Raw genomic sequence first — 26364 nt, 5'->3', positions numbered from 1 at the left:
CGCTACTTTCGCAGCGCCTCGAACTGTTCCTTGAGGCACGAGAGATCAACTGGCAATTGCGGCGGCATGACATTGAAGCCGTCGCAGGCACCGGCCTCGATCCAATCCCGCATCACGCGGCCGAGCTCTTCGGCCGTTCCGACAAACAGAAGATGACCCCGCCCAGCGGCGAAGCGGACGGCCAGCTGCCGCAGGGTCAGCCCTTCTCGCTCCGCCACCTCCAGAAGCAGCCTCGCGCGGGAATTGCTGAAACTGTTCCGCGGAAGGTCCTTTGCTGAAGCCTTCAGCGGAGCGTCAAGATCGGCGCCGCTCAGATCGAGCCCGGTAAAGCGCTCAAGCTTGGTGACCAGATGCTCCATGAAATTGTGGGCTGAGAGAGCCATCAGCTGCGCTTCCGCATCCTCCCTGGTCTCACCGATGAACGGCACCAGCCCCGGAAGCACCTTGATGTCCTGCGGATTTCGCCCAGCCTCAACAGCCAGCTTATGCAACCGCTCACGGAACGCCCTGGCCTGCCCGATATCCGATTGCACGGTGAACACCTGATCCGCATGACGGGCGGCGAAGGCGAGCCCCTCCGGCGATGACCCCGCCTGCGCCAGCACCGGTCGGCTCCACGGCTCCGGCGACAGGTTCAGCGCACCGTTGATTGCACCAAACCGCCCTTCCCGCTTGACCGTCTGCGGCGCCTGGTTCAGCCACCGCCCGCTTTCCTTGTCCGCGACGCGCGTCACGCCATCCCAGCTGTCCCACAGCGCCTTGACGGCGTTGACGACATCTTCCGCATGAGCGTATCGTTCTGGCGTCTCCGGCATCTTCGGCCAGCCGAAATTGGCCGCTTCCTGCGCATAGGACGAGGTAACGATGTTCCAGCCGGCACGTCCCCTGGTGAGATGATGCAGGCTCAGAATTCGCCGGGCGAGATGAAACGGATGGTTGAAGCTCGCCGACGCCGTGCCGATGAGCGTCAACCGCTCGGTTACGCCTGCTACCGCAGCAAGCACCATCAGCGGATCGAGCGCCTCGGATGGGTGGACCTCCGGATGATCCTGCAGGCAAAGAATGTCGCCCAGGAACAGCCCGTCGAAGCCCGCCGCCTCGGCAAGCTTCGCGCACGCTGTCCAGTGGCTAAGGTCCAGCGGCGCAGTCGCCTGCGCCTCCGGGCTTCGCCAGGCAGCCTCATGACTGCCATGGCCAAAAACGACCAGATTGAAGATCATTCCTTGCGCCAGTCCTCGTTGTACCAGGAACTGACGTCGCCCGGATCCTTGAGAACGTTCCCGTCCTTGTCCTTGAGTACCTCGTTCTCTGCTAGGAATTTCACCATGCCCGCAAATCGTGCCGGGTCGATCTTGCCGACCGGCGTGTCGCCGTCGCGCAGGAACTTGCCCTCGGAAATTAGCTTCAGCGAACCGCGCACCAGCTCGGGGTTCGGGAAGTCCCCGGCCGCGAGCATGATTTCGGCAGCCTCTGCCGGGTTGTCGGCGGCGAATTCATAGCCCTTGAGTGTCGCCTGCATGAAAGCTTTGACGGTGTCTGGCTGCTCGTTCAGCATCTTCGTCGTCGTGGCGATATAGCCGTTCTGCTGGTCCGGCACGCCATAGTCAGCATAGTTGAACCAGCTCTGCTTGCGCCCAAGAAGCTCGCCGTTCACACCTTCCCAGGTCGCCACTTCAAGCGTGAAGTCAACGCGGCCGACCGCCAGCGCCTCGTAAGCGCCGGTGTTCAGCGTCACGGTATCCCATACCGGCTCACCACCATCGGTGCGGATCATTGTGCTGATCAGCGCCTTTTCCCAATTGCTTCCGAACCCGGCATAGGTCTTGCCCGAGAGGTCCGCCGGACGCTTGATGGCTTCATTATCGGAATTATAGACCAGCCGTCCCGTCTCGTGCTGCATGGTCACCCAGAGCGCTGTCAGATCAGGCGAAGAAGCCCGCGCGCTGAGGTAGGCCAGCGTTGCCACATACCCAAATTCAGTCGAGCCGGAAGCCAGCAACGCCGCCGAGTTCGTGTCCGAATAGGGCAGCACCTCCACGTCCAGACCATTCTCGGCATAGAAGCCTTTATCCCGCGCAACGATAATGCCCACGTGATTGGTGTTGAGCATCCAGTCCAGCGCGACGCTGACCTTCTGCAGGTCCTTCGCTTCTTCCGGCTTGTCCTGCGCGCTGGCCGCCAACGGCACCAGCAGCAGGGCTGACATCAACAGGGTCCGGATCATGTTTCGTCCTCCAGTAGCAATGTTTTCAAGTGTTCTCGCAGGTCGGCCAGTGCGGTCTCGCTGCGCTGGCCGCGTGGAAGGTTGATGGGCAGGTCGGCCATGATGCGGCCTGGGCGCGAGCTCATGACGAGCAGCCTGTCGGCAATCCTGCTTGCCTCATGCAGGTCGTGCGTCACCATCAGGACGCCGCGGGGATCGGCCTCCAGCCGCGACACCAGCCATTCCTGCATGCGGATTTTCGTGACGGCATCGAGCGCCGAAAAAGGTTCATCGAGCAGGATGTAGCGGCTGTCCTGCACGATGGTGCGCAGGAACGCCGCCCGCTGGCGCATGCCGCCTGAAAGCTGTCGCGGGAAAAGATGCTCCGTGCCCTTGAGCCCGAATGGCTCGAATAGCGGTGCGGCCTTCGCCCAGGCTTCCCCGCGCGACATGCCCGCAACTTCGAGCCCGAGGCAGACGTTCTCGCCAATGGTGAGCCACGGAAACAGCGCATCGCTCTGCGGCTGATAGGAGAGAAACCGGTCGTGCCTCTCAACCGGCGTGCCATCGAGCGTCAGCGTACCACTGGCCTTCATTTCGGGCGGCAGGATGCCCGCCATCCACTTGATGACCGAGGTCTTGCCGCAGCCGGACGGGCCGATGAGGCAGGTGACTTGGTTCTCGCGCAATTCGAGCGAGATCGGTCCGAGCAGCAGCGTATCTGCCACGCGGACTTCGAGATCCTCAAGCCGGAGCATGACGCCGCCTCCGCGTTTCAGGATCAGTCCACCATTCGATGAGCCGCAGGAAACCCAGCAGCGCCAGCGTCAGCACGGCTGACACGACCACAGCTGACAGCACGAGATCCGCGCGAAAATTGTTCTTGGCCTGCAGGATGTAGATGCCGATCCCCGACCGGGCTCCCGCATATTCCGCGAAGATGGTGGCGACGATCGCGTAGGTGGCCGAGATCCGCAGCCCAGCGAAGAACGCCGGCCTCGCCGAAGGCAGGGTCACCCGGCGAAAACGCTGCAGCCGCCCTGCCCCCATGGAAGCCATGAGATCAAGGAAGTCCCTCGGCGCCTGTCGATAACCGGAAAGCAGACTGAGCAGGATCGGGAAGAACGTCACGAGGATGACCAGCAGCATCTTCGGCAGCACACCGAAGCCGAACCAGAGGATCATCAGTGGAGCGAGCGCCACCAGCGGGATCGTCTGGCTCACCACAAAGACGGGGATGAACGCCCGCTCCAGCGTTGGCGTGAAGTGGAGCGCGATCGAGGTCAGGAAAGCAAAGGTGACGGACATGCTGAACCCCAGCGCTGCTACACCGATGGTGGCAAGTGCATGTCCGGAGATCTCATGCGCGTTCAGATAGAGACTTCGTAAGACGTCGCTCGGTGCCGGCAGGACCAGCGGCGTGACCCCGCTCATCCGGCAATAGGCTTCCCAAAGAAGAAGCAGTGCCAGCATGACGAGAATGGCGAGGGCATTGGAACGCAACAACACAAACTTCCTGCAGCAAAGTGAATGGAGGTCGTGTGTCGGGATTGAGCCGCCTGGCGGCCAGCTCGCGACACGCGATGTCAGTCTCCCGACGGATCAGGCGGAACGGCTGCACCCAGTCTGCTTTGATGAGGAAGTCCAAACCGTGTTGGACGCGTGTGCACTACTGTGCCGAAAAGTCATCACTGCCTCGCTCCGCCGGCATTATCCGGATCAGCTCTGAAGAGTTCGCGCGTACCCGCGCATCTCAGCCCCGCTAGGAGCACCCCTGTTATGTGACGGTACAATTGCCAATGAACGGTACGAAGTCAATCCACTCACTCAGCTCGTGCTGGACATCTTCATGAGAATGAGGCCGGAGACGATCAGAGCGGCCGCAAGCCAGCGCATTGGCGACGCGGCCTCGCCCAGCACGGCGATGCCGACGAGAAACGCACCGACAGCGCCTATGCCGGTCCAGATCGTGTAGGCAGTTCCGAGCGGAATGCTCTTCATCGAGATGGCAAGCAGCCAGACGCTGCCTGCCATGGCGACAATCGTGATCACGCTCGGCCAAAGCAGCGAGAACCCTTCCGACTTTTTCATCGAAAAGGCCCAGATAACCTCAAGCAAGCCAGCAACAAACAGTATCAACCAGGCCACGCCTCGGCCTCCTTTTTGAAGCCGGGTCGTCCCGGATTGGTCATCCAAATGCAATTCGTGGGAATTGTTGGGGAGTGGTCGTCCACCCCGACTCTCATATAAGATTCTCCAGCCTGACAGGCAAGTGTGGCGCGTCAGACGCCCCCTTCGTACCTGCTCTCGCCCGTGCGATCACGTTCATAACGCTTCATGTGCGGAAACTCCGGCAGCCATGACTCGCGGCGGATGGTCCAGAGTTCGTAGGTCGGTACAAACTGATCGATCTCATCGAGAGCACCCAGATTGACCTCCACCTCGTCGTCCGATCGCCCGAACACTGAAGACCCGCAGCGCGGGCAGAAATACCTGCCCTCGTAATCTCGCGTCTCACCTTGAACCGTCACCGCCTCCGCAGAAAATATCGCAGACGCATGAAAAAGCGCTCCATGATGCTTGCGGCAGTCGAAGCAATGACAGACGCCGACGCGATAGGGCTGCCCCTGGGCCTCGAGCCGAACAGCACCGCACAGACAGCTTCCGGTGACCCTCTCCATCCTTCTCTCCCTTGAACACGCGGCTGCACCCGCCCTTGTCTCTGCATCACTTAGGTCGCGTCTCTGCTCTGGAAAGCATATCGCGCTAACTACATGCGTCATAATTGTTGTTGAGAACACGCTCCCTCATGGCCCGGTCAACAAGCGAGCTATTTCGCGCGCCATGGACGGAGATGAGTGCCGCGAAACCGCAGCTTTCAAGGCATTGAAACCCCTGCAGCGCTAGATCTACCGAGAAATCGGAGGCTCCATAACCGTTCAGCTTCGTCTTCTTGCCTCGGGAGTGATTTCGTTGACCGCGCCTATCCCGCTGGAATAGCTTATGGATCACGAAAAATGCGGCACTTATGCCGCGTATTCGGAGGGAACGATGAAAACGAAACTTCTTGCCGCCGTGACCGGCATGCTCATGATGGTCGGCTCCGCACAGGCGCTTACCGTTTATACCAGTGTTGATGAAGAGAATGCCTCGGCTATCCTCAAGGCCTTCACCGAATCCACCGGGGTCAAGGTGGACATGGTCTTCCTGTCTTCCGGCCCGGCCATGTCGCGTATCGAAGCGGAAGCCAACCGCCCGCAGGCCGACGTGTGGTTCGGCGCACCGAGCGAGAACCACATCCTTGCCGCTGAACGCGGTCTCGTTGAGCCCTACGTCTCCGCAAACGCTGGCGACCTGACCGACGAATTCAAGGATGCCAACGGCAACTGGCACGCGATCTACACCAACCCGCTGGCTCTCGGCGTCCGCACGGACCTGCTGGAAAGCCGTGGCGCACCGGTGCCTGCCTCCTGGGAAGACCTGAAGAATGAAGCCTACAAGGGCCTCATCCAGATGCCGTCGCCCCAGTCTTCGGGCACTGCCTATGCCGTGATCCTCACACTCACCCAGCTCTGGGGCGAGGACGCAGCCTTTGAATACATGAAGGCTCTGAACCCGAACATCCAGACCTACACGCAGAGCGGTACCGCACCGTCCGGCGCATTGGGTGTTGGCGAAACGCCGATCGCTCTCCAGTTCTCTCCGGGCTTCCTGAAGCTTGTGGACGAAGGCTTCCCCGTCAAGGTCGTGTTCCCGTCGGAAGGCGTGGGCTATGAGGTCGCCGCCATGTCGATCCTCAAGGGCGCAAACAACCTCGACGACGCCAAGAAGCTTGTCGACTGGATGACTTCCGCCGAAGGTCAGGAGCAACTTGCCGCAGCCAAGACCTATTTCCTTCCGATCCGTTCGGATGTAAGCGCTGGCGAAGGTATTCCTACGCTTAAAGACATCAAGCTCGTTTCCTACGATCCTTCTTTCGCTTCAGACAACCGCCAGCGTCTTGTTGACCGTTGGGTTGATGAGGTCCTAGGCCAGTAAATAACATCGGTAGTATCCCGTGTTTGCCACCGCTCGCTCACAGATCCGCGTTTTAGCGCGTGACCCCATCCTGCTCGCGCTGGTCGTGGTCATTTTCGCTGCGATCCTGATCTTCGTCGTCTATCCGCTGGCCATGGTCTTCCTGGCCAGCCTTCAGGACCGCAGCCAATGGACATTGGCCAATTACGCGCTCATCGGTGAGCGGCGGCTCTATCGGAATGCGCTGTGGAACAGCCTTTCCGTCGGAGCCCTGGTCGGCTTTATCGGCGTGATCATCGGCTATATTGCAGCCTTCGTGCTGACCCGGCTCGACGTGCCGGGTAAGCGCCTGCTGCACTATCTGATGATCGTGCCGATCATCTCACCGCCGTTCGTTTCGGCGGTGTCGATCGTTTTCCTGTTCGGAAACAACGGGCTTATCACCCGCCAGCTGCTGGGCCTGATGGACTTCAGCATCTACGGTTTCCATGGCGTTGTCTGGTCGCAGATCTTCACCTTTGCGCCCATCGCCTATCTTTCGCTGCGCGGCGTTCTCGCCTCGATCAGCCCGACGCTTGAGGACGCAGCGCTCAACATCGGCGCTTCCCGCTGGCAGGTCTTCCGGAAAGTAACCTTCCCGCTTTCCCTGCCGGGTGTCGCCAGCGCCTTCCTGGTCGTCTTCATCGAATCCATGGCCGACTTCGGCAATCCGCTGGTTCTGGCTGGCGCTGCCTTCCCGATGCTCGCCCCGCAGGCCTATCTGGAGATCACCGGCTCCTTCAACCTGCCCCGTGGCGCGATGCTCTCGGTCATCCTGCTTCTGCCGTCAATCACGGCCTTCGCCATCCAGCGCTACTGGATCGCCAAGCGTCAGTATGTGACCGTCACCGGCAAGCCGACCGCCTCCACCTCGAAGGTCGTGAGCGGACCGGTCAAGTCGTTCCTCTACGGCCTTGTGCTGCTCTTCTCGGCAATCGTGATCCTGTTCTATGGCGTCATCTTCGTCGGTGCGTTCACCCAGGTCTGGGGCTTCAACTACACCCCGACGCTGAACCACTTCGCCTATGTCTTCAACGTTGGCTTTGACACGGTGAAGGACACGCTGCTCATCGCCATCATCACGACCCCGATCAGCGGTATCTTCGGCATGCTGGTGGCGTTTCTGGTCGTACGGCGAACCTTCCCGGGCAAGAGCGCTCTGGAGTTCGGCTCGATCCTCTCCTTCGCCGTTCCGGGAACCGTCGTCGGCATCGGCTACGTGCTTGCCTTCAATCAGCAGCCGCTCATTCTCACGGGCACGCTGACGATCCTCGTCCTCTGCTTTGTCTTCCGCTACGTTCCGGTGGGCATCCAGTCGGGCATCGCGGTGCTGCGCCAGATCGATCCGTCCATCGAAGAAGCCGCCCAGAACCTTGGCGCCAGCGCGTTGACGACCTTCCGCAAGGTTACGCTGCCGCTGATCGCTCCGGCCTTCTTCTCCGCTCTGGTCTATGCGTTCGTGCGTGCCATGACGGCGATCAGCGCTGCGATCTTCCTCGTCTCGGCGAACTGGAACCTGATGACGGTGCAGATCCTGAACCAGGTCGGCTCGGGCCGCCTTGGCGTCGCTGCCGCTTATTCCGTAGTGGTGATCGCGCTTGTGCTGGTCGCCATCATCATCATCAACGCCATCGTTGTCCGCATGACCCGGCACATGAATATGGTGAGATTCTAATGGCTGAAGCCGTACACATCCGTAACCTCGTCAAGCGTTTCGACAGCCCGGACTCTCCCGGCCAGAGCGTTTTCGCCGTCCGCAGCGCCAATCTCGAGGTCAAGCCTGGCGAACTCGTCACCCTGCTTGGTCCTTCGGGCTGCGGCAAGACTACCCTCCTGCGCATGGTTGCGGGCTTCGAGGAACCCACCTCCGGCGACATCCTGTTCGGCGACCGCCGCATGAACGAGGTCGCGCCGAACCGCCGCGACGCGGCGATGGTGTTCCAGTCCTACGCTATCTTCCCGCATCTCTCGGTCTACGAGAACGTCGTCTTCGGCCTGCGCCTGAAGAAGCTTTCTGCCGACGAGATCAAGAAGCGCGCCGATCGCGTGCTTGCAATCAGCGGCCTGACCCATATGGCAACGCGTTCGCCGAACCAGCTGTCGGGCGGCCAGCAGCAGCGCGTGGCGCTTGCCCGCGCCATCATCATGGAACCGCGCGTCCTGCTCTTCGACGAACCGCTGTCGAACCTCGACGCCAAGCTGCGCGACCAGATGCGCGTCGAGATCCGTGAGCTGCAGCAGCGCCTTGGCATCACGACGCTCTACGTGACACACGACCAGATCGAGGCGATGAGCATCTCCGACCGCATAGTGGTCATGAACAGCGGTGTGATCGAGCAGATCGGCACCCCGCGCGAAGTCTATGCCCATCCGGCAACCCGCTTCGTTGCAGAGTTCATCGGCAAGGCGAACTTCCTGAACGCCACCGTCCGCGACGGTCAGACAATCGACGTCGCCGGCGTACCAGTTCCCTACGTCAATCAGGCGAATGCCGGCGACCAGCTGACCGTTGTCCTGCGGCCAGAGGCCATTGCACTCTCGGATCAGGGTGGCGACTTCCCCGCAACCGTCAAGCGCGCAATGTTCCTTGGCAACATTGCGGAATACCTGATCGAAGTGGACGGCGTCGGCGAATGGCTGGTGGATTCACCCAACCCAGGCGAATCCGGCCTCTTCCAGCCGGGCTCCCGCGTCTTCGCCACGCCCTCACGCGCGGCCCTGCACGCGCTGAGCTAATCCTTTCCCAAACGGGATCTCGAAAGCGGCTGGACCACGTCCGGCCGCTTTTTGTGTCGCCAGCAGGAAGCTCCGGTAAGACCCCTGACACTTCCCCGCGCCAGGCAAACGATGTATGGGGAGCGACATGAGCGACGCCTTATCCGAGTTTCCGGTCTACCATCCACCGCTTGATCCTTACGTCTCGATTGTCCATCGTGACGAGGATTTTCTGGTGCTGGACAAACCCAGCGGGCTGCTCTCCGTACCCGGTCGTCACCCTGCCCTGCGGGACAGCCTGGCGACCAGGGTTCAAGAGCAATTTCCGCAGGCCCAGATGATCAACCGTCTGGACAAGGATACGTCCGGTTTGGTTCTCATGTCGCTGAACCGCAAGGCTCATGCAAAGATCGCGGCTCAGTTCGAGGCGCGGACCACCGAGAAATCCTATGTCGCAGTTGTCTGGGGAAAGGTGTCTGATGGCGAAGGGTTGATCGACCTTCCTCTGGCCATCGATCCCGACAACAAGCCCCGCCACCGCGTCGATCATGGACATGGCAAGCCGGCGCAAACGCGCTGGCACGTGCTCGAATATGGTGAAAACACCACGCGGCTGCGCCTCTTTCCGCTGACAGGACGCACCCACCAGTTGCGCGTGCATATGAAGGCGATCGGGCATGTTATCCTAGGCGACGAGTTCTATGCGGAGGGACCGGCACTGCATGCCGCCGACCGCCTTTTGCTCCACGCCGAGGAACTGAGCTTCCGCTATCCGGACGGGCGAGCTGCAAAGTTCATCGTCCCCTGCCCTTTTTGAGAACGAGATGACGCTAGAAAACGACCTGATCGTTGATTTCGTCAATGGCGCCTTCGGCTATCGGGTCCGCCGCAGCGAGGGTCAGGGTCATTCCCTGGCGAGAGCCGTTGGGCTGAAACCGGGCATGGCGCTCAACATCGTCGATGCGACAGCCGGCCTCGGACGCGACGCGTTCCTGCTGGCCTCGCTGGGCGCAAAGGTCACCTTGATCGAGCGCTCGAAGCAGATGCACGACCTTCTGGCGGACGGTCTGACGCGCGCAGCAGCCGAAGGCGGGCTCTTCGCCGAAACCGTCGCGCGCATGACGCTGCTTCACGGTGACTCCTGCGAGCTTCTGCCCGAGCTGAAGCCGCATGTGGTATACGTCGATCCCATGCATCCGCCACGGGGATCAACCGCGCTGGTCAAGAAGCAGATGCGCCAGGTTCGTGAGATCGTCGGCACCGATCCCGACGCCGAAAAGCTGATGCAAGTGGCGATGGAGACCGCCGAAAACCGCGTGGTGCTGAAGTGGCCATTGCGAGCCGAACCGATGCAGGGCATTCGCAAGCCATCGCATCAGATACTCGGCAAGACCACGCGCTACGATGTCTTCGTCAAGGCGAAGATCACTTAGAGCGGTTCCGGGAAAAGCGGGAATCGGTTTCCCTGAAAGTCTGAACTGTTCTAGTGACAGGTCAGCGCTTCTTCTTGCCATCGAGCTGATGGCCGCACCAAGGGCAGTAGTAGATCGGAAACCCGCCTTCGTCGGCCAGTTCTCCGTCTGCACAGACCGGTTGCATGTAGAAGGAATTCTGCCCCGCGACCATGACATTGGACACAAAGACAAACTTCGATGTCTCGATGGCCGCAGTCATCAGGTCGCAACACCCGGGCTTTTCCTCCCACTCGAAGTTTCCTCCGATGTGATCTTTCGGGATCTTCACTGCGATACGACCAGCCATCTTTTCCTCCCCTTCAGTGAGCACCGCGTGGTCCATAGATGATCACCATGGCTCCAACAACGCAGATCATGGCGCCGACGACGTCCCAGCGATCCGGCCGCGACCCTTCAAAGGCCCACATCCAGATCAATGAGGACAGGATGTAGATACCTCCGTAAGCCGCGTAGGCACGTCCGGCAAAGTCGGCATCGATGCGCGTGAGAGCCCAGGCGAACAGCGCCAGGCAGGCCATGCCTGGCAGCAGCCAGAGCGGCGAATGGTTCAGCCGCAGCCACGCCCAGAAGGCGAAGCATCCGCTAATCTCCGCGAACGCGGCCAAAAAGTAGGTGGGAATCATCCACATGAAGGCTCTCCTTGGCCATCGTTAGCAAGGCTCGCCTCGATCTGTCGAGCGTCGTCCGGGTTAAGCAACCTCGAGCAGGATGCCGCCCAGAGCCGCAACAATGACCACCATCCACGGCGGCTTCATCCATGCCGTAAGCAGGACGAAGCACAGAAGTCCCAGTGCCAGATCCTTCAGATCATGGATTCCGCCGGTGAACACAGGGGAGTAGAGGGCGGCGCCAAGAATGCCGACGACGGCGGCATTTGCTCCCTGCATGAGCGATTGCGCACGCGCCATCGTTCGGAAGCGATCCCAGAAAGGCAATGTGCCGACCAGAACCAGGTAGCCTGGGGCGAAGATCGCGGCGAGCGCCAGAACTGCGCCAAAGATGCCGTTCGGCTCGCCTGATTTGACCGCGCCGAGATAGGCAGCGAAGGTGAAGAGCGGGCCGGGAAGCGCCTGCGCCGCACCATAACCTGCCAGAAACTGATGTTCCGTCACCCAGCCCTGCTCCACCGTCTCGGCCTGCAGCAGCGGCAGCACGACATGCCCTCCGCCGAAGACCAGCGAGCCAGCGCGGTAGAAGCCATCGAACAGGGACAGACCCGCACTCTGACCGGCAATCAATGGGAGAACAACCAGCAGCCCTAGCCAGCAACCGAGAGCCGCTATGGCAATCGGGCGAGAAACGACACTGAAGATGGCGCCGCCGCTCGTATTACCGCTTCCACGACCGAGCAACAGTCCCAACACTGCCCCAAGCATGATGGCGCCCACCATGCCGAAGGCTGTCGGCAGCACGGCGAGCACGGCGACCGCACTCACCGCAATTGCGGCTCGCTCCTTGTCCGGACAGAGGTTTTTTGCCATCCCCATGACCGCCTGCGCAACAACGGCCACGGCGACGATCTTCAGACCATGCAGGACGCCCATGGCGACAGGTCCGGAAAGATTGACGGCCACCAGAGCGAAGATCACCATCAGCAGTGCTGAAGGCAGGGTGAAGGCGACGAAGGCCGCCAGCGCCCCAAGCCAGCCCGCGCGCATCATTCCCAATGCAAAACCGACCTGGCTGGAGGCCGGGCCGGGGAGAAACTGGCAGAGCGCCACGAGATCGCCATAAGCGCTTTCGCTCAACCACTTGCGCCGGACAACCAGCTCGTCGCGATAGTAGCCAAGATGCGCAATGGGACCACCGAAGCTGGTCACCCCGAGCTTTAGAAACGCCGCAAAAACCTCACCCGGTGTTCCTTGTCCCGATCTCACAGTGTCCGCCCACAACTGGATAGCCCTTTGCCAATGTCTACATGATTTCGCGCTGCAGGCATGACATTTCTATTCACCGCAGGAGAGCACGCCTGATCTATTGGGTCCCTCCCAGCCAGGACCTGTACCGGGCCGTCCAGCGGGAAGACCATCTCTTCCGCTTGTGAAGATGCCTTGGAAATTCGACAAGGCCGCATGTCCGGCAATCGATGGTCTTTCCGCACCTGGGGTCCCAGCATTGCACGTTCTGGCCCCAGTCGAATGCAATGCGTTCAAGGTGCTGTGTCGCGGACCCTTTGATCAGGATGAGTTCGTCTGGTTGGGCGGTCTGACGGATATATTCCGTCGCAGCCCGTGGCTCCACAAAACTTGCGAAAATTCCCCGCTCTATATCTTCTTCCGTTGCTCCTGATCTGTGCGAATGATCGCCAACAAAGATGACGCGATCCGCCAGCTCCCGGCTCAAGCGGTATGCCGCACGGTATGGCTTGCGTGAGTCACCCTTATAGTCCGAGATGGTGCCAAGGATCACGGTTTTGCGCTTGGCGGAAGCCTTGCCCAATGCAGCCAATGCGCCTTCGATGCTTTCCGCCGGAGCCTTGACCGTGTCCAGCAAGAAGATCGGCCCCTTCGGGATCTTCAAAGTCTGCAGACGGTTCCATATGGGCTGTGCGCTGCCGATGAGCTCTGCCACACGAGCGGGCTCCATCCCAAGCTCCACGGCACAGGCGAAGGCGGCAGCCGTCGCAAGCCAGAACGTGCTGTCAAGAAATGGTGTGGCAACCTCAAACACACCCTGTTTGCAGCGGATGGTGACTTCCAGCTGCTTCGGGAAACCGTCCCGCGTCTCCAGAACCTGGTAATCTGCGCCCTCTGACCACCCAAACGTGACAGCGCGCGCCTTTGTCCGCTCGGACATTGCGGCCACATAGGGATCATCGGCATTCAATATTGCGAGACCGTTCTCTGGAAGAACGGACACCAGACTGCCCTTTTCTTCGGCGACGCCCTCTCTCGAGCGGAAGGAAGAATAGTGTTCAATCCCGACCTTCGTGATGACAGCCACAGTAGGTCGAAGGAGCGTTGACATCGACAGGATGTCACCTGACTGAGAAGCGCCCAGCTCGGCAAGGACGAAATCGCTGCGGAGCGGCAGCGCAGCCATAAATCGCGCAAGAGGAGTAAGGGTATTTTCGATGCAGAGCGCCTCTACCTTCCCCTGACCGGCAAGTACATGCCGCAGCAGATTGGTCGTCGTTGACTTGCCTGAACTGCCCGTCACACCGATGACGGGGCAAATCAGAGAGCTACGCTTGTTTCTGGCCCGATACGTGGCAACGCCAAGTTTAAGCCGACGGCGCAGAGGCCGTGTCTTGTCACGCAGTTTTCTGAACATTATTCCGACCGGTCCTTCAGGCTATGCTCTCCGTTGGCTATGGACGCACAGCTTCCGGCCCGATCCGAGTGGCCAATCTGATTGGATCAATTCGCCCCGCCATGCTGCATCTCATGCAGCTAGTTAATCCATGAACGGTAGTGTCAATGCAATCCTGTCGAACAGAAGCTCGACAGGATTACTGAACATCGTAGCAAATTGACAACAATACTCACTTCTTGAGCGAAGTGATCAAACAGCAATAACTTGAATACTGAGAGGCGCCGCACCGCCGGCGATCTCAAGCAGGCGGTCGATGTTCGGATGCGATCCCGAATGGTTCCTTGCTTCTTCCGTAAGCTCAGCAAAGACGGCAAGCCCGTGCTCGGCTGCCTCGGCATCCAATGTCCCAAAAACCTGATGGAGATACTGATAAATCGCCAGCGAGCCCTGCTTGCCGGGCTGGTTCTCGATCGAACCGACAACCGTACCGTCAGCATCGATAAGCTCGATGCGGGCTACATCTTCAATCGACGGGAGCCGGCTCAGGTTTTCTTTAAAAGAAGCGGTTGGCTGGATGATCATTTGCGGCCCTTTCTCAAGATGTTGCTCGCGGGCTTCTAACAGCACGATGCAATCTCCGCCATAACCTGATGCATGGGAAGCTCAGGCTTTTGCTCCTGTTTCGCCTCTGGCAGCATTCCAGAGTGGTTGTGCAATCCTGGTCATGCAAACCATGATGAATGACCCAAGTACAAACCCGAATATGCCGTCAGCAAAGGCCACTGCAGACCAGTTGAGTGCCGCCTCGAAACTTGCCGACACGCTTTGCGCGATGTGTGAAGCGGTCTCGGAGATCCACTCCGATGGCTGGTGCACGCCGAGTTCATGGAGGCCATGTATGAAGATGTTGCCACCCACCCACAGCATTGCTGCGGTCCCGATGACGGTCAGCGCGAGGAGAAGCTTCGGCACCCCGCGAACCACCAGTCGGCCAAGAAACCGTGTTGTCTGCAGTCGCCCCTTGCGCGCCATGAGCACGCCAATGTCATCCAGTTTCACGATGATCCCGACGACGCCATAAACCAGAAACGTGATCATGATGCCGACCAGGATCAGCGTGGCAAGCTCGGTCCAGATGGAACTGGATTCAATCATCGAAAGGGCGAGCGTCATGATCTCGGCCGACAGGATCAGATCTGTCTTGATTGCCCCTGCAACACGCGCCTCTTCGAGGGAGGTTGGCTCCTTCTCGGCATGCGGATTGTCTTCGTGATGCTCCCCTCCGGGCAGAAGCTTGTGCCAGATCTTCTCCGCGCCTTCGAAACAGAGATAGGCGCCGCCAATCATCAGAAGCACGGTAATTGCCACCGGAAAGAAGTAGTCGAGCGCGAGCAACACAGGGATAAGGATCGCCTTGTTCCTGAGACTGCCCAACGCGATCTTGCCGATCATCGGCAGCTCGCGTGCAGCGGTTATCCCGACCACGTAGTTGGGTGTAACCGCGGCATCATCGATCAGAACACCGAGAGTCTTGCTGCCTGCCTTGACGGCATTTGCGGATATGTCATCGATTGAAGCTGATGCAATCTTGGCGATCGCCGCGACATCGTCCAGGAGGGCAAGCAGGCCGCTCATAGAATTTTCCCCGCCTTATGCGCGGATAATAGCGTCATCATCTCTCGTCCGTTTAATATTGAGGGAAACGAACACATGGTAGCGAAAGTTCAATGCGGCGATCAAATTCCTGCACCTGAGGCCGCCTTGGTGCGCATCACATCGCGGCTTTGCTGAGGGAAGCTGATCCATCCCCGGAATTGCAGGATGAACGATCCCGATCTTGCTTTGCGCAGCCCTGCCTCACGTGGCAGTCTAAAGCCATTCACAGGAGGGCAATGTGCGCGGTTTCGATTTCAGTTCCTGGGAGAGTGTCCTGTCCACCCTGGTCGGCATCGCCCTTTTTGCACTGGTGGGCATCGGGATCCGCCTGGTCATGATGACCACGATCCAGCAGCGTCAGCAGCGGCAGAACCGGCAGATCAACGAACGTCTTAAGACCTTGATAGCAGCCTATAAAGTGCTGGGCGGCTCGTTTACCGGAAGACTGTCGGTTGACCCGCGCCATCTGCGCGACATTCGGGCGGCGGAAAAGCTGGCGGCCGAGCAGGGTGGGGAGGCGGTCGCGCCGCGTACCATGAGCGACGAGATGTTCGAGCGCGTTCGCCAGGTGCGCGACGCGGTGGAAGCAGCGCTCTCCGACATCATCCTGCTCGGAACTGACGAGCAGGTCCGGCTGGCCGAGAAAGCCGCGCGGGACCTCGTGGCAGGCAATCATATCCATACCCATGAGCTCGTGGTGTCGTTGCGCAATTTCATCCGCGAGGCCCTGGATCTCACGCCCATTCCGGCTGACCTCGAGATCCCCATGCAAGGTCCGACCCGACCGGGCAGCTCTGGCGGACGAGGCAGAGGTGGTGGTCAGCAGGGCGGTGGCGGCCGCCAGGGCGGCGCGGGTGGAGGCGGTGCCGGTGGCGGCGGTATGGGGATGGGCATGGGTATGGGCATGGGAGGCAGAGCCGATGACGGGACACCGCCAGCTGGCTCCTGAATGAGAAGCGGCAGAGTTTCCTCTGCCACATCCCACTGGGGCAATCAGGCGCCGGTAACGCGCCAGATGATGTCACCCACATCGTCTGCCAACAGCACCGCGCCGTCGGCAGCCAGTGCCACGCCGACGGGTCGGCCATAGGAATACTTCTCGTCCGGCGACAGAAAATCAGTGAGCATGTCCCGTGGCATACCCACGGGCTTACCCTGCTCGAAGGCGACGAAGACCAGCTTGTAACCCGAGAGCTTGGAGCGGTTCCACGACCCATGCTGGCCGATCGCCATGCCGGCTGGAAATCCGGGCAACGTGCCTTCAGGCAACCAGCAAAGACCAAGCGAGGCCGTATGCCCACCCAGCGCATAGTCAGGCTGCAACGCTGAGGCCACTTTTGAGAAATCCTGCGGCACCCGATCGTCGACCACCCGATCCCAGTAGCAATAGGGCCAGCCATAGAAACCACCATCAACAACCGAGGTCAGATAGTCAGGTGGTGTCTCATCGCCCAGTCCGTCCCGCTCATTGACGACGGTCCAGAGTTTTCCGTCCTCCGGCTCCCAGGCCATGCCCACGGGATTACGCAGGCCACCGGCGAAAATGCGGGACTGCCCCGAACTGAGGTCATATTCGTGAATGCATGCGCGGTTTTCTTCCACGGCCATGCCCTGGTCGGCAATATTGGTCAGCGACCCGACCGCCACGTAAAGCTTGGTGCCATCCTTGCTGGCGATGAGATTGCGCGTCCAATGCCCGCCAGGCTTCAGATCCATCAGTTTCCTGGGCGCCTTTGTGATCCTGGTTGCTCCCGGCTCGTAGGGATAGGCCAGAAGCGCGTCACTGGCTCCGACGTATAGCGTATCCCCGACCAGCGCGATGCCGAAGGGTTGGCGCACATTCTCGATATAGGCGTGACGTTCCTCGGCCACCCCGTCGCCATCTGCATCGCGCAGGAGCGTCACACGATTAGGGCTGTTCCCCGAAGCTCCGGCCCGCCGCATCGTTGCCGTCATGGCATGGTCGAAGAACGTGCGCGGACTTCCCCGTTCCCCCATCGATTCAGCCACAAGGACATCTCCATTGGGCAGCACATACATATTGCGTGGATGCGCCAGCCCACGCGCGAAGGCATTCACCTTTAGCCCTGCAGCCGCCGTTGGCTTGTGCTCGCCCTCCCAGCCCTTGGCTGTCGGCATCTTCAACGTTGGGATTTTTCCCTGCGGCTTGGCCTCGGGAATGAGGGGCTCCGTGCCGTAGACCGGTGCTCGCGCACCGTCTCCAGAGTGACGAATGGCTACGATGCCTTTGCCGACAAGGGCAATGAATTGAGCGAATGGGGAAGTCTCGGTCATGATCGTCTCTGGGCAATGGAAAGATAAGAGAAGCTCCGACGCTAAAGCCTTTGCACGACCAGCACCAGAGGGAGCCCGAAAGATTGGAACATGGAACTGGAGGCGCCCAGCGGCGGCTGCCCATCTGCCATGAGCTCCTTGGCATCTGGCGCGTTACACAGACGCCGCGGCACGCCTATCCCCGCGCACCCGACAGGCTTCATAGATCTTTTGGGCGGGCGACCGCCCGGTTCCCGTGACAACATGCGTGAAATAATCTTCTTAGCTACTTTCTGCGTTGATCGAAGGGTTGTCCACTCGCGGCGCTGGAGGGTATGGGCCCTGACCCTGCGAGGGACAGTAAGGCTGAATGACAATAGGTCGTTTGCCACTGAGGACGTCGATCAATCCCTTCCTTGCAATTTTCTGTTCCCAGTCTTCGTCGTGCCAACCCTGGGGAATATAATTACCTTCAAAAATGTCCATCTGTTCCACTTTGAACTTTAGGACTTTGGCCATTTCTGAGATCAGCTTCGTCAGCAAAGTTTCGCGCCTCTTGAAAAAGTCAGCTTGCACTAACTCATTGGCCTGCACCGGGGGCCGGTCACTAAGGTTGCGCAAATATTCCTTCCAGGCCTTGATTACAGAGTCATCCGCAGCAAACTCAACTTCGATCAAATTCAGCGCACCAACATGATCCTGGTGAATAGGCATCTTGCGCGTCCGCATCAGTGTTCGAAATATGTCCATTCGGCGCGCTTGAACTTCTTTACGGGAGTCCGACATGCGTGTGATCCAAACAGCAACTACAGGACCCGCCAGCGCTGCCGCTGCTGTAGCTAGTGCGAACCAATCGATTCCTTCATTCATGGCAGATCGCGTAGCTTCTTGAAGATACCGTTCACAGGTCCAAGGGGAGTTTGGATAGGCACTGGTTCGCCGTTTGCAAATCCTGGAGAAAGATCTACCTTGATTGTCTGACTGAAAGGGCTCGGTAGCGTTTGTCCAGTTACAAGGGTCGTTCCAGCTGGAATCGTTAAGACAATTTCAGCATGAACGCTACCGCCATTATTCACCGAATACTGGCCATCATAGGTGCTGCCCGTTACGTCAGCTCCGGCGATGGCGCCACTGTTCAACACCAGAACTGCGTGACCAAAGCCAGCTACACCAGTATAGTAGATGGCATAAAAACCGTCCATTTGCCCCTCCGAATCTCCGATGATCATCTGAATATCATTTCGAAAGATTGGCAAGGACGTTAGACGTTTTGAGGTTTAACCTAGCCGAAACGGCAAATCGCAGCCACACCCCCGCCCCTCCCGGCACATTCCCGGCGCGCACCTGACAGGCTTCGAACCTGTGACCGCTGCCTTGGGAGAAACGCACATTCTCCATTGATGCATGGGGAGGCTTAGGCTATGAAGGCGGCAGTTCGGCTTCCGGCGATGCGCTGGAACAGGCACCCGTAGCTCAGCTGGATAGAGTGCTGCCCTCCGAACACGGATTCCCATAAATTTATCCAATATTACAATGACTTACGGGGCAAGGACTTGTGACGCCCGTGTGATCAGGCACACGCTGACGCGGCACAACCCCGCCACTTCCCCGCGAGGCGCTGCTGGGATACGTTTCTCAATGACGCTCGGCTGCGGAAGACGGGGAGACGACCCTTGGCGCTGACACAGACGCAGATCATCCAGTCGCTGGCAGAAGCTCTGTCTTGGTTTGAAAAGGAACTGAGTTGGGGTGTGGCCCCGGCTGAGCTGAACCATCTGACGGGCCGAATTGGCGAACTGTATGCGGCTATGATCACGCGCGGCCAAATGGCCCTCGAGTCGAAGCAACGAGGCTATGACGTGATCAGTGCCGAGAACGAGCGCATCTCCGTGAAAACGATCACGTCCAGCAATCATGTCTCCTTCAATCCCTCAACCTTTTCACTCGTTGATCGGATCATGGTGCTGCGAGTAAATGTGGACGATGAGGCCGGGCTATCCGTGGAAACCTTGCTCGACTGTTCAGCAGAACAGTATCTGAAGGACTATGGGGACAATCCAAATGTCCTCCGCTACAGGATTGCCTCCAAACCCCGGGAGGTTCGACCAGTTGAAAGTCTCTCTGTGATCAGTGAGGCGCACTACAAGAACCTGCTTGTCCGGCAATACGAGAACGGAACCATTACCGTCTTGATGGATGAGGTGGTTCAGCCAATGGCTAAACCGCTGCTGCGCGAGATCGCTGCCGAGGTCGGCGTGGACCTCTTGAACTCGAACTCGCAGCCCAAGAACACCCGGCAACTAGGCGCAGACGTAATCAAGAACCTTCAGGCACGTATTTAGTGCTGCTTACCCATCGGCTCCCCGCTTGCGTCTTTAAGAGCATTCTTACATGTGGGAGCGGATAAAAATATGACGCAACAGCACGCCGCAGAATGCACTTTAAGGAAGTATAACGACGAGCTATAGAGTCAGGGGCATATCTAAGGGGGAAGTAAATGGGATCCTTTTCAATTTGGCATTGGCTAATCGTTATCGTCTGGCTTGGACTGCCGTTGCTTTTCATCCTGAGGCCGGCTCCCATTGGCCCTAACAGATTTGGACCGCCTTCTACTGCTGCGAGCTTTACCGAGGCTTTTGCAAGGTTCTTTAGTAACTATGTGAATTTTTCAGGTAGAGCGACGAGATCCGAGTTCTGGTTCGCAATATTGGCCGTCTTCTTGATAAACATTGTTCTCTCCATTATTGACTCTGCCGCATTTGGTGCTGATGCCGCAGTGTTGTCAGGCATCTTCTCGCTGGGTATTTTACTTCCGTCCATAGCACTATCATGCCGTCGGCTTCACGACTTAAACCGAAGCGGCTGGCATCAGATTTTATCTTATATGTTCCCGGTGGGAGCGATCGGTGTCCTCATTTGGTATTGCAAGGCAGGGACTGACACAACTCACTCCCCGGAGGAGATGCATGGTTTCCGACGTCAGGATGCATTTGCCTACAGCACAAAAGAGATCCATTCCTCGGTGGCGCGGACACATAATTCACTAACTCGGGACGCTGTCGAGATGCTCGAGCGCCTATCGAAGCTCAAGGAAGATGGCGCTATCACCGCAGACGAATATGAGTCACAGAAGCGGAGGCTACTCCAGTAGTTGTTCCACATCCCCGCAGGGCAAAGGCGTTTTAGAAATGCTGCCTATCTAAGGCAGCACTCTCCGGCACGTATCCTCTGGTCTAACCCTTTGATCCTGTAAGGCGCCACAGCGACTCAGGATGGCACCCTAGAGCGCTATTTAGCGCCGCGGCGCAATCTGGTCACACCGGACCGGGAAAGCTCCTTGGCGCCATCCCGGGGGCGTCCTACGCATCATGAGGCACATAAACAGGAGGTGCTTCATCATGGCAACGTCAGACGGCTCAGAAGGCGGTGGGAGGCGGCCCAGTGCGTTGTAAATGAGTTCGCCCGCATGCCAAGAGCTTCGATACGAAAAACGACGCTGAGAAGTGGGGTCGTAACGCCCCGGTTGCTACCGCGGAGATTTCGCTTTGATGCGAGCGATGAGTTCCTCGTCGTCGATGAAGGCATGAAGGAAGTCGCTCCATGTGTCGGCGGTACGACGAGCATCGGCAAGCATTTGCCTTAGTTCATCCATTCCATCGTCGGTTAAGGCAGTTAATGCCTCATCGGGCCCGGTATAGATGCTGATGATGCTTCCATAGCTCAGATTGTCATCGTTGCTGATGATCGCCAGAAGGAGTTCCCTATCTTCATCAAGCAAGTTGGCAACGTAGTCGATACTGAACACATGAGTCACGGTAGCCATCAAGCGGCCTCGGCGGCAGCGGTGATAGGGGACCAATTCCAGGGAAGCAGTTCGTCGATGCGATTGATCTTGTGATCATGGATGCGGTCGAGCACGTCAGCCAGATAGGCCTGCGGATCAATGCCGTTCATTTTGGCCGTCTCAATGATCGTCATGGCGCGGGCGATCGTTTCGGCGCCGGTGTCGGCACCGGCAAATAACCAGTTCTTTCTTCCGATTCCAATCGGGCGCAGGGCACGCTCAGCGGCGTTGTTGTCCATGGCGACGCGGCCGTCTTTCAGGAACAAGCAGAATGAGGGCCAACGGCTCAGGCCATATCGGAAGGCTTTCGCCAGATCGCTCTTGCCCGGAATGCGGGTCAGTTGCGCTTCAGCCCAGACACGGAATGCCTCGACCTTTGATTTGCTGTGCTTCTGACGCGTAGCAAGGCGGACATCGGCAGGCTGGCCTGTAAGGTCGCGTTCGATGTCGTAAAGCGCACCGATACGGTCGAGGGCCTCACGCGCGATCTCGGATTTGTTCGAGCTCCAGATATCATGGAAGTCACGTCGCCAATGCGCCCAGCAGGCCGCCTCCTGGAAGCGGGACGTTCCATCCGCTCCAGGCTCATATAGCTTGCCATAGCCTTTGTAGCCGTCAGCTTGAAGGATGCCACTTGCCTGCCTGAGGTGGCGGTGGACGTGTTCTTCCTTCCAGTCGGGAGCGAAGTAGTAGACCGCCCCCGGTGGAGCAGCGCCCGCCCAGGGACGTTGATCACGGACATACGTCCAGATCCGGCCTTTTTTCACGCCCTTGCCCAGACCCTTGTCCCGCATGGAGCGATCCAGCACCCGGATCGGGGTGTCGTCGGCATGGAGAAGGTCACTCGTCATGATCGCGCGCTCGATGCGCTCGATCAAAGGCTGAAGCACCTTCATGGCGCGACCGCACCAATCGACCAGCGTGCTGTCGGGGATGTCGGCACCCATGCGGGCGAAGATCTCGTTCAGACGATAGAGAGGCAGATGGTCGTCAAACTTCGAGACCAGGATATAAGCCAGAATGCTGGCCCCCGCCATGCTGCCCGGGATCGGGCGGCTGGGCGCGGGTAACTGCACCATCTTCTCGCAGCAACGGCAGGACTTCTTCAATCGTGCGACCTCGATAACCTTCATCTGCGCGGCGATCATGTCGAGGATTTCGCTGACGTCCTCGCCGACGAGACGCAATTCGCCGCCACACGCAGGGCAGCAGGTGCCGGGGTCGAGTTCCCTGCGCTCGCGCGTTGCCTTTTCCGATACACGCGGCCGGCGACGCATTATTCTTTGAGAACTGTCTGCTACAGCCGCGACTGGCGCTGCCTGATCAGCCTCATTGATCGGTCCGGCATTGCTCTCGGCTGCAGCGATCAAAAGATCCTCCAACGCCAGTTCCAGCTGCTGGATTTCGCGCTCAATCTTTTCTGAGGACTTGCCGAAGACCTGTTTCTTCAACCTGGCGATACGCAACCGCAGTGACTGGATCAACTGGTCATGGGCCTGCAACGTCGCTGACATCTTCGCATTTTCCGCCTGCAAGGCGGCGATCATTGCCTTCAGGAAGGCCGGATCATCGGGAAGATTGTGGGTCGCGGTTGCCATGAACCTGATTACCATAGGTCACGGCAAATATCCATAAAAACAAGCGGAATCAGTATGATAAAGTCAACCAACACGTGCCGGAGGAGCGCCCCATGTCGGGCGCCGCCAATCGATGCCCTCCCATAACATCGCCATTTGCGCTGACGTCAATCGGGCCGTCCCCTCGGCCGCCGAAGGCCAGGGAAACCGTCCCTTCTGCAAGATTTTGTAGTACAGGCAGAAGCCCTGACCATCAAAATAAAGAAGCTTCATACGGTCGCCACGCCGTCCACGAAAGGCGAAGACCGCACCCCCTGTCGGCTTCTGGCGCAAAACATCCTGCGCAAGCGCAGCCAGGCCTTCTATCCCCTTCCTCATGTCGGTGACCCCGCAAGCCAGGTACACCCGAACGCCCGTGCCTGGTCCGATCATGCCGCTTCCACCGCCCGGATAAGACGCGTCAGGATGGCCGCATTGATGTCTTTGTCAAAGCGAAGGCTTCGCCCCCGGCATAGTTGCAGTTCGATCATCCTGGAAGGACGTTCGGCGTCCTTGCTCGTATCGGGCGTGCCCTGCGCGACGGACATGTCCAAGGGAAGAAACACAGGGCCTGCCGATGGCAACAGAAGCCCCTTCTTCCTCAGCTCGCGCCGCCAAGTATAAATCTGCTGCCGCGTCACATCGTGCCGCTGCGCAACCTCGGTTACCGTCGACCCATCCAGGCCAACCGACATGACGACTTCGAGCTTCTTTTCGTCACCCCACCGTCGCCGCCGTTCCTCACCAAGAATCTCGACGCGCATCGCAAACTCCGTCTAAAACACGTCCCAAACGACGTCGTTAAACACGTGTCATAGATCATCACGACGATGGCGGGCAGGCGGTAGCAACCGGGCGGTTACGTGGGGTCGCAATCTGGCAGCAGAACTCGAACGCTGCGGCTCGACCGCCTATTCAAGCGATGATCTCGTTCATCGACGAACACAGCGCGCATCAGCCATGGCCGCATAACTTAAACGAAAAAGCCTCGGGCAAACCTGTTGCGGTTCAGAGTCCGATGGATGTCGCTTCAGTAGATCGAAAACTGAGCAAATCCGTTATCGCCGGCATCGGATCGAAAATTCTCTCTTAGCGCCTCAACAGATTGCGCAAGTCCGTCAAAACGACGTGGTTCAGCAAGCGAGACTACGCGGCCTAATGATACCGTTTTCTGATCCGGCAGCGCGGTAGTCGCTATAACGTAGAAAAGCCACTGCGCCGGATCGCGGTGATCTGCGCGTTCGTCATCAACTGGGTGATACGCCAGCACATAGATGTCAGCATTTCGACCGGGCTGCGGGATCCATCGAGAGCCATCCTCCCAATAGCCCGTCCTAGGCGCGATATCGAAAACGGATTTGCTCCCCTTCATCGACGTTCCAGTCCAGCTTTGACGCGCCGCGGATTGCTTCACCTCAAGCCTGGTGCCGTCGTCATGCACAAAATCGCAGGATGCATAGTCTGACGCACACCAGCGCCAACCTCCGCAAAGAGCCGTGTCGACAATTGCTTCAACTAGCAGCGATCGAAGAACGTTGGTTACGAGCGGCCTCCCGAAGGCAGCGTCACTTGCTTTGGCAACTATAAGGTCTGCTGATACTTCAAAACCCATGTCCCGTCCCCAATAATCGCGCCCTGGAGCAGACTAGCGACAAAAGCTGGCCCCGTGAAGCCGGCAATGTGACTGCCGTGTCGGGCTCGTTTCGCGTGATCTAACCTGTTGATCCTGCAAAGCTCCACAGCGACTCAGGAAGGCACCCTACAGCGCCTTTCAGTGCCACGGCACAATCCGGTCACATCGGACCGGGAAAGCTCCTTGGCACCCTCCTGGGGGCGTCCTACGCATCATGAGGCACAGAACAAGGAGGCGCTTCATGGCAACGATCAGACGGCTCAGAGGGCGGTGGCAGGCACAGGTCAGACGTAAAGGAATTCCCCCGCGTGCCAAGAGCTTCGACACGAAAATCGACGCCGAGAAGTGGGCACGTAATCTGGAGGCTGAGTTAGATCGCTGCGGCTCGCTGCCAGACACACGCCTGGCTGAGCAGATGACTGTGCGAGACTTGTTCGAGCGCTACCTTAAAGAGATCACGCCACACAAGCGCTCGGCCTCAACAGAGGTCTATCGGCTCAAAGCGATGCTCAAGCGCGACATTGCGCACCGGACGCTGGCCGCGCTGACGCCACAGCACATCGCCACCTATCGGGATGAGCGGTTGGCCGTTGCCTCACCTGCAACAGTCATTCGCGAACTCAACTCTCTCGGGCATGCGATCGACATCGCACGCAAGGAGTGGGGCGTTCACCTGTCCGAGAACCCCTGCCGGATGATCCGCCGTCCGAAGCCACCGCGTGGTCGCGATCGCAGACTGCAGCCCGGAGAAGAAGAGCGCTTGCTGCAAGCTGCTGACGCCGGACGTAACCCTCTCATGGGCCCGCTGATCATTCTTGCGCTCGAGACCGCCATGCGCCAGGGCGAGCTTCTGGGTTTGACGTGGGACAACGTCGACCTGGAGCGACGCCTTGCGCATCTGCCGTTGACCAAGAACGGTGACAGTAGGGACATCCCATTGTCGACACGTGCTGTTGCAGTTCTTCAGGGGCTGAAGGAGACTGCGACCAGTGATCGGGTCTTCAACACCACCAAGAGCGCTGTCGAGCAAGCTTGGCAGCATCTCAGGGACAGAGCTGGCTCCCCTGACCTTCGCTTTCACGATCTGAGACATGAAGCCGTCACTCGACTGCTTGAGCGGGGTTGGAACGTGATCGAAGTCGCGACCGTATCCGGACACAAAGAGCTAAGAATGCTCCAGCGTTACTCGCACCTACGCGCAGAGGACCTAGTGTCGCGTCTGGACTGAACTCAGTCCAGCAGACGCGCCGGAGTGATGTCCTAGAAAAATCAAGCTACATTGATGGGGATGCGTAGGGTTGCCGCGCAAACAGGATATCCAATCCACCTCTATCGCTGACAGGACGGTTCGACCATTTACCGCCTTGGACGGGAAGATTGCGGTGATTGATCTTTACATCACGTCAAGATCGTCGCCGTTTATGTCAACATACCGCCCGATCTGGATGTCGGTTGAGGTCAGCTATGTTGACGTCATGTCAACATTTTCAGCAGTGCGAACTCTTATTTCGTATCCATCCGAGGTGGGCCGCGGGACTTGGGATCTCGCGCGTGGTAGCATAGCAGAATGGAGATCGACGAGGACAAAATCGATGACGCGGTCCTGGCACTGTTATGGCTGACGCTCCACGATGAGC

Annotated in this window: 29 protein-coding genes, 1 pseudogene and 1 riboswitch; of the genes and pseudogenes, 10 read left to right on the top strand and 20 right to left on the bottom strand. The window is 58.9% G+C overall.

Features of this window, described 5'->3' with window-relative positions; genetic code table 11:
- Window positions 1–2: 2 nt before the first annotated feature.
- From IEX27_RS14450 to IEX27_RS14425, 6 genes are all read right to left on the bottom strand, one after another.
- Complete coding sequence (locus tag IEX27_RS14450) at window positions 3–1220, bottom strand: NtaA/DmoA family FMN-dependent monooxygenase (protein ID WP_188721789.1); 1218 nt, start codon at window positions 1218–1220, stop codon at window positions 3–5.
- Window positions 1217–2224: an ABC transporter substrate-binding protein gene (locus IEX27_RS14445; RefSeq protein WP_188721788.1), complete on the bottom strand. Its 1008-nt coding sequence runs from the start codon at window positions 2222–2224 to the stop codon at window positions 1217–1219. Before IEX27_RS14445 ends, IEX27_RS14450 begins: the two co-directional genes overlap by 4 nt.
- On the bottom strand, window positions 2221–2961 hold the full coding sequence (locus IEX27_RS14440) for an ABC transporter ATP-binding protein (protein ID WP_188721787.1): 741 nt from the start codon (window positions 2959–2961) through the stop codon (window positions 2221–2223). Before IEX27_RS14440 ends, IEX27_RS14445 begins: the two co-directional genes overlap by 4 nt.
- Entirely contained in the window at window positions 2948–3709 is a 762-nt protein-coding gene (locus IEX27_RS14435) for an ABC transporter permease (RefSeq protein WP_210315543.1), read from the bottom strand. The genes IEX27_RS14440 and IEX27_RS14435 overlap by 14 nt, the downstream gene beginning before the upstream one ends.
- Window positions 3710–3882: 173 nt before the next feature.
- Window positions 3883–3989, bottom strand: a riboswitch (TPP riboswitch).
- Between the two features lie 41 nt (window positions 3990–4030).
- On the bottom strand, window positions 4031–4351 hold the full coding sequence (locus IEX27_RS14430; protein ID WP_188721786.1) for a DMT family transporter: 321 nt from the start codon (window positions 4349–4351) through the stop codon (window positions 4031–4033).
- A gap of 134 nt (window positions 4352–4485) precedes the next feature.
- Window positions 4486–4884 (bottom strand): GFA family protein, encoded by a 399-nt coding sequence (locus IEX27_RS14425; RefSeq protein WP_188721785.1) that lies wholly within the window; start codon window positions 4882–4884, stop codon window positions 4486–4488.
- Between the two features lie 370 nt (window positions 4885–5254).
- On the opposite strand from IEX27_RS14425, the gene IEX27_RS14420 reads away from it, so the two are divergent.
- From IEX27_RS14420 to IEX27_RS14400, 5 genes are all read left to right on the top strand, one after another.
- Window positions 5255–6241 carry an ABC transporter substrate-binding protein gene (locus tag IEX27_RS14420; protein WP_188721784.1) on the top strand — a complete coding sequence of 329 codons (987 nt, stop codon included), beginning with the start codon at window positions 5255–5257 and terminating at the stop codon, window positions 6239–6241.
- Window positions 6242–6260: 19 nt separating this feature from the next.
- Complete coding sequence (locus tag IEX27_RS14415; RefSeq protein WP_188721783.1) at window positions 6261–7934, top strand: ABC transporter permease; 1674 nt, start codon at window positions 6261–6263, stop codon at window positions 7932–7934.
- Window positions 7934–8995, top strand: coding sequence for an ABC transporter ATP-binding protein (locus IEX27_RS14410; RefSeq protein WP_188721782.1), 1062 nt, complete (start codon window positions 7934–7936; stop codon window positions 8993–8995). Before IEX27_RS14415 ends, IEX27_RS14410 begins: the two co-directional genes overlap by 1 nt.
- Window positions 8996–9122: 127 nt before the next feature.
- Complete coding sequence (locus tag IEX27_RS14405; RefSeq protein WP_188721781.1) at window positions 9123–9791, top strand: pseudouridine synthase; 669 nt, start codon at window positions 9123–9125, stop codon at window positions 9789–9791.
- 7 nt (window positions 9792–9798) lie between these two features.
- A complete protein-coding gene (locus tag IEX27_RS14400) occupies window positions 9799–10407 on the top strand; it encodes a class I SAM-dependent methyltransferase (RefSeq protein WP_188721780.1) in 609 nt (202 codons plus the stop codon).
- Window positions 10408–10468: 61 nt separating this feature from the next.
- Here IEX27_RS14400 and IEX27_RS14395 read toward each other — a convergent pair whose 3' ends face one another.
- The 6 genes from IEX27_RS14395 to IEX27_RS14370 all read right to left on the bottom strand — a co-directional run bounded on the left by IEX27_RS14395 (window position 10469) and on the right by IEX27_RS14370 (window position 15339).
- Window positions 10469–10735, bottom strand: a complete 267-nt coding sequence (locus tag IEX27_RS14395) for a hypothetical protein (RefSeq protein ID WP_188721779.1) — start codon at window positions 10733–10735, stop codon at window positions 10469–10471.
- 13 nt (window positions 10736–10748) lie between these two features.
- Complete coding sequence (locus tag IEX27_RS14390; protein WP_188721778.1) at window positions 10749–11078, bottom strand: YnfA family protein; 330 nt, start codon at window positions 11076–11078, stop codon at window positions 10749–10751.
- Between the two features lie 60 nt (window positions 11079–11138).
- Window positions 11139–12326: a chromate efflux transporter gene (chrA, locus tag IEX27_RS14385; RefSeq protein WP_188721777.1), complete on the bottom strand. Its 1188-nt coding sequence runs from the start codon at window positions 12324–12326 to the stop codon at window positions 11139–11141.
- Between the two features lie 97 nt (window positions 12327–12423).
- A complete protein-coding gene (locus IEX27_RS14380) occupies window positions 12424–13722 on the bottom strand; it encodes a Mur ligase family protein (protein WP_188721776.1) in 1299 nt (432 codons plus the stop codon).
- Between the two features lie 231 nt (window positions 13723–13953).
- Complete coding sequence (locus IEX27_RS14375; RefSeq protein ID WP_244630380.1) at window positions 13954–14331, bottom strand: DUF2322 family protein; 378 nt, start codon at window positions 14329–14331, stop codon at window positions 13954–13956.
- A gap of 36 nt (window positions 14332–14367) precedes the next feature.
- Window positions 14368–15339, bottom strand: a complete 972-nt coding sequence (locus IEX27_RS14370; RefSeq protein ID WP_188721775.1) for a DUF808 domain-containing protein — start codon at window positions 15337–15339, stop codon at window positions 14368–14370.
- 259 nt (window positions 15340–15598) lie between these two features.
- Here IEX27_RS14370 and IEX27_RS14365 point away from each other — a divergent pair, with 259 nt between their 5' ends.
- Entirely contained in the window at window positions 15599–16309 is a 711-nt protein-coding gene (locus IEX27_RS14365) for a hypothetical protein (protein ID WP_188721774.1), read from the top strand.
- Window positions 16310–16353: 44 nt separating this feature from the next.
- Here IEX27_RS14365 and IEX27_RS14360 read toward each other — a convergent pair whose 3' ends face one another.
- The 3 genes from IEX27_RS14360 to IEX27_RS14350 all read right to left on the bottom strand — a co-directional run bounded on the left by IEX27_RS14360 (window position 16354) and on the right by IEX27_RS14350 (window position 18836).
- Complete coding sequence (locus IEX27_RS14360; RefSeq protein WP_188721773.1) at window positions 16354–17655, bottom strand: PQQ-dependent sugar dehydrogenase; 1302 nt, start codon at window positions 17653–17655, stop codon at window positions 16354–16356.
- 261 nt (window positions 17656–17916) lie between these two features.
- The gene (locus IEX27_RS14355; RefSeq protein WP_188721772.1) at window positions 17917–18504 is read right to left on the bottom strand and encodes a DUF6680 family protein; all 588 of its coding nucleotides are present in this window, start codon (window positions 18502–18504) and stop codon (window positions 17917–17919) included.
- The gene (locus IEX27_RS14350) at window positions 18501–18836 is read right to left on the bottom strand and encodes a hypothetical protein (protein ID WP_188721771.1); all 336 of its coding nucleotides are present in this window, start codon (window positions 18834–18836) and stop codon (window positions 18501–18503) included. Before IEX27_RS14350 ends, IEX27_RS14355 begins: the two co-directional genes overlap by 4 nt.
- A 471-nt stretch (window positions 18837–19307) precedes the next feature.
- On the opposite strand from IEX27_RS14350, the gene IEX27_RS14345 reads away from it, so the two are divergent.
- Both IEX27_RS14345 and IEX27_RS14340 read left to right on the top strand, forming a co-directional pair.
- Window positions 19308–19976, top strand: coding sequence for a DUF6998 domain-containing protein (locus tag IEX27_RS14345; protein WP_188721770.1), 669 nt, complete (start codon window positions 19308–19310; stop codon window positions 19974–19976).
- Window positions 19977–20131: 155 nt separating this feature from the next.
- Entirely contained in the window at window positions 20132–20785 is a 654-nt protein-coding gene (locus IEX27_RS14340) for a DUF805 domain-containing protein (protein WP_188721769.1), read from the top strand.
- Window positions 20786–21160: 375 nt separating this feature from the next.
- Here IEX27_RS14340 and IEX27_RS14335 read toward each other — a convergent pair whose 3' ends face one another.
- The 5 genes from IEX27_RS14335 to IEX27_RS14315 form a co-directional block, all read right to left on the bottom strand.
- Window positions 21161–21457, bottom strand: a complete 297-nt coding sequence (locus IEX27_RS14335; protein ID WP_188721768.1) for a hypothetical protein — start codon at window positions 21455–21457, stop codon at window positions 21161–21163.
- A complete protein-coding gene (gene tnpC, locus IEX27_RS14330; RefSeq protein WP_188721767.1) occupies window positions 21457–23076 on the bottom strand; it encodes an IS66 family transposase in 1620 nt (539 codons plus the stop codon). Before tnpC ends, IEX27_RS14335 begins: the two co-directional genes overlap by 1 nt.
- A 63-nt stretch (window positions 23077–23139) precedes the next feature.
- Window positions 23140–23487, bottom strand: a complete 348-nt coding sequence (gene tnpB / locus IEX27_RS14325; RefSeq protein ID WP_188721766.1) for an IS66 family insertion sequence element accessory protein TnpB — start codon at window positions 23485–23487, stop codon at window positions 23140–23142.
- Entirely contained in the window at window positions 23484–23858 is a 375-nt protein-coding gene (gene tnpA / locus IEX27_RS14320) for an IS66-like element accessory protein TnpA (RefSeq protein WP_188721765.1), read from the bottom strand. The genes tnpB and tnpA overlap by 4 nt, the downstream gene beginning before the upstream one ends.
- Window positions 23859–24124: 266 nt before the next feature.
- Window positions 24125–24706, bottom strand: a complete 582-nt coding sequence (locus tag IEX27_RS14315; protein ID WP_188721764.1) for a hypothetical protein — start codon at window positions 24704–24706, stop codon at window positions 24125–24127.
- A 262-nt stretch (window positions 24707–24968) separates the two neighbouring features.
- On the opposite strand from IEX27_RS14315, the gene IEX27_RS14310 reads away from it, so the two are divergent.
- Together IEX27_RS14310 and IEX27_RS21705 are read left to right on the top strand one after the other, a co-directional pair.
- A complete protein-coding gene (locus IEX27_RS14310) occupies window positions 24969–25955 on the top strand; it encodes an integrase (protein ID WP_188721763.1) in 987 nt (328 codons plus the stop codon).
- Between the two features lie 339 nt (window positions 25956–26294).
- Window positions 26295–26364 (top strand): annotated as a pseudogene (locus IEX27_RS21705) (DUF6429 family protein); the annotation flags it as partial.

It is taken from the genome of Nitratireductor aestuarii, from assembly GCF_014641695.1.
In the GTDB taxonomy this organism is placed as follows: domain Bacteria; phylum Pseudomonadota; class Alphaproteobacteria; order Rhizobiales; family Rhizobiaceae; genus Chelativorans; species Chelativorans aestuarii.
This window is presented reverse-complemented; position numbering and strand designations above follow the sequence as displayed.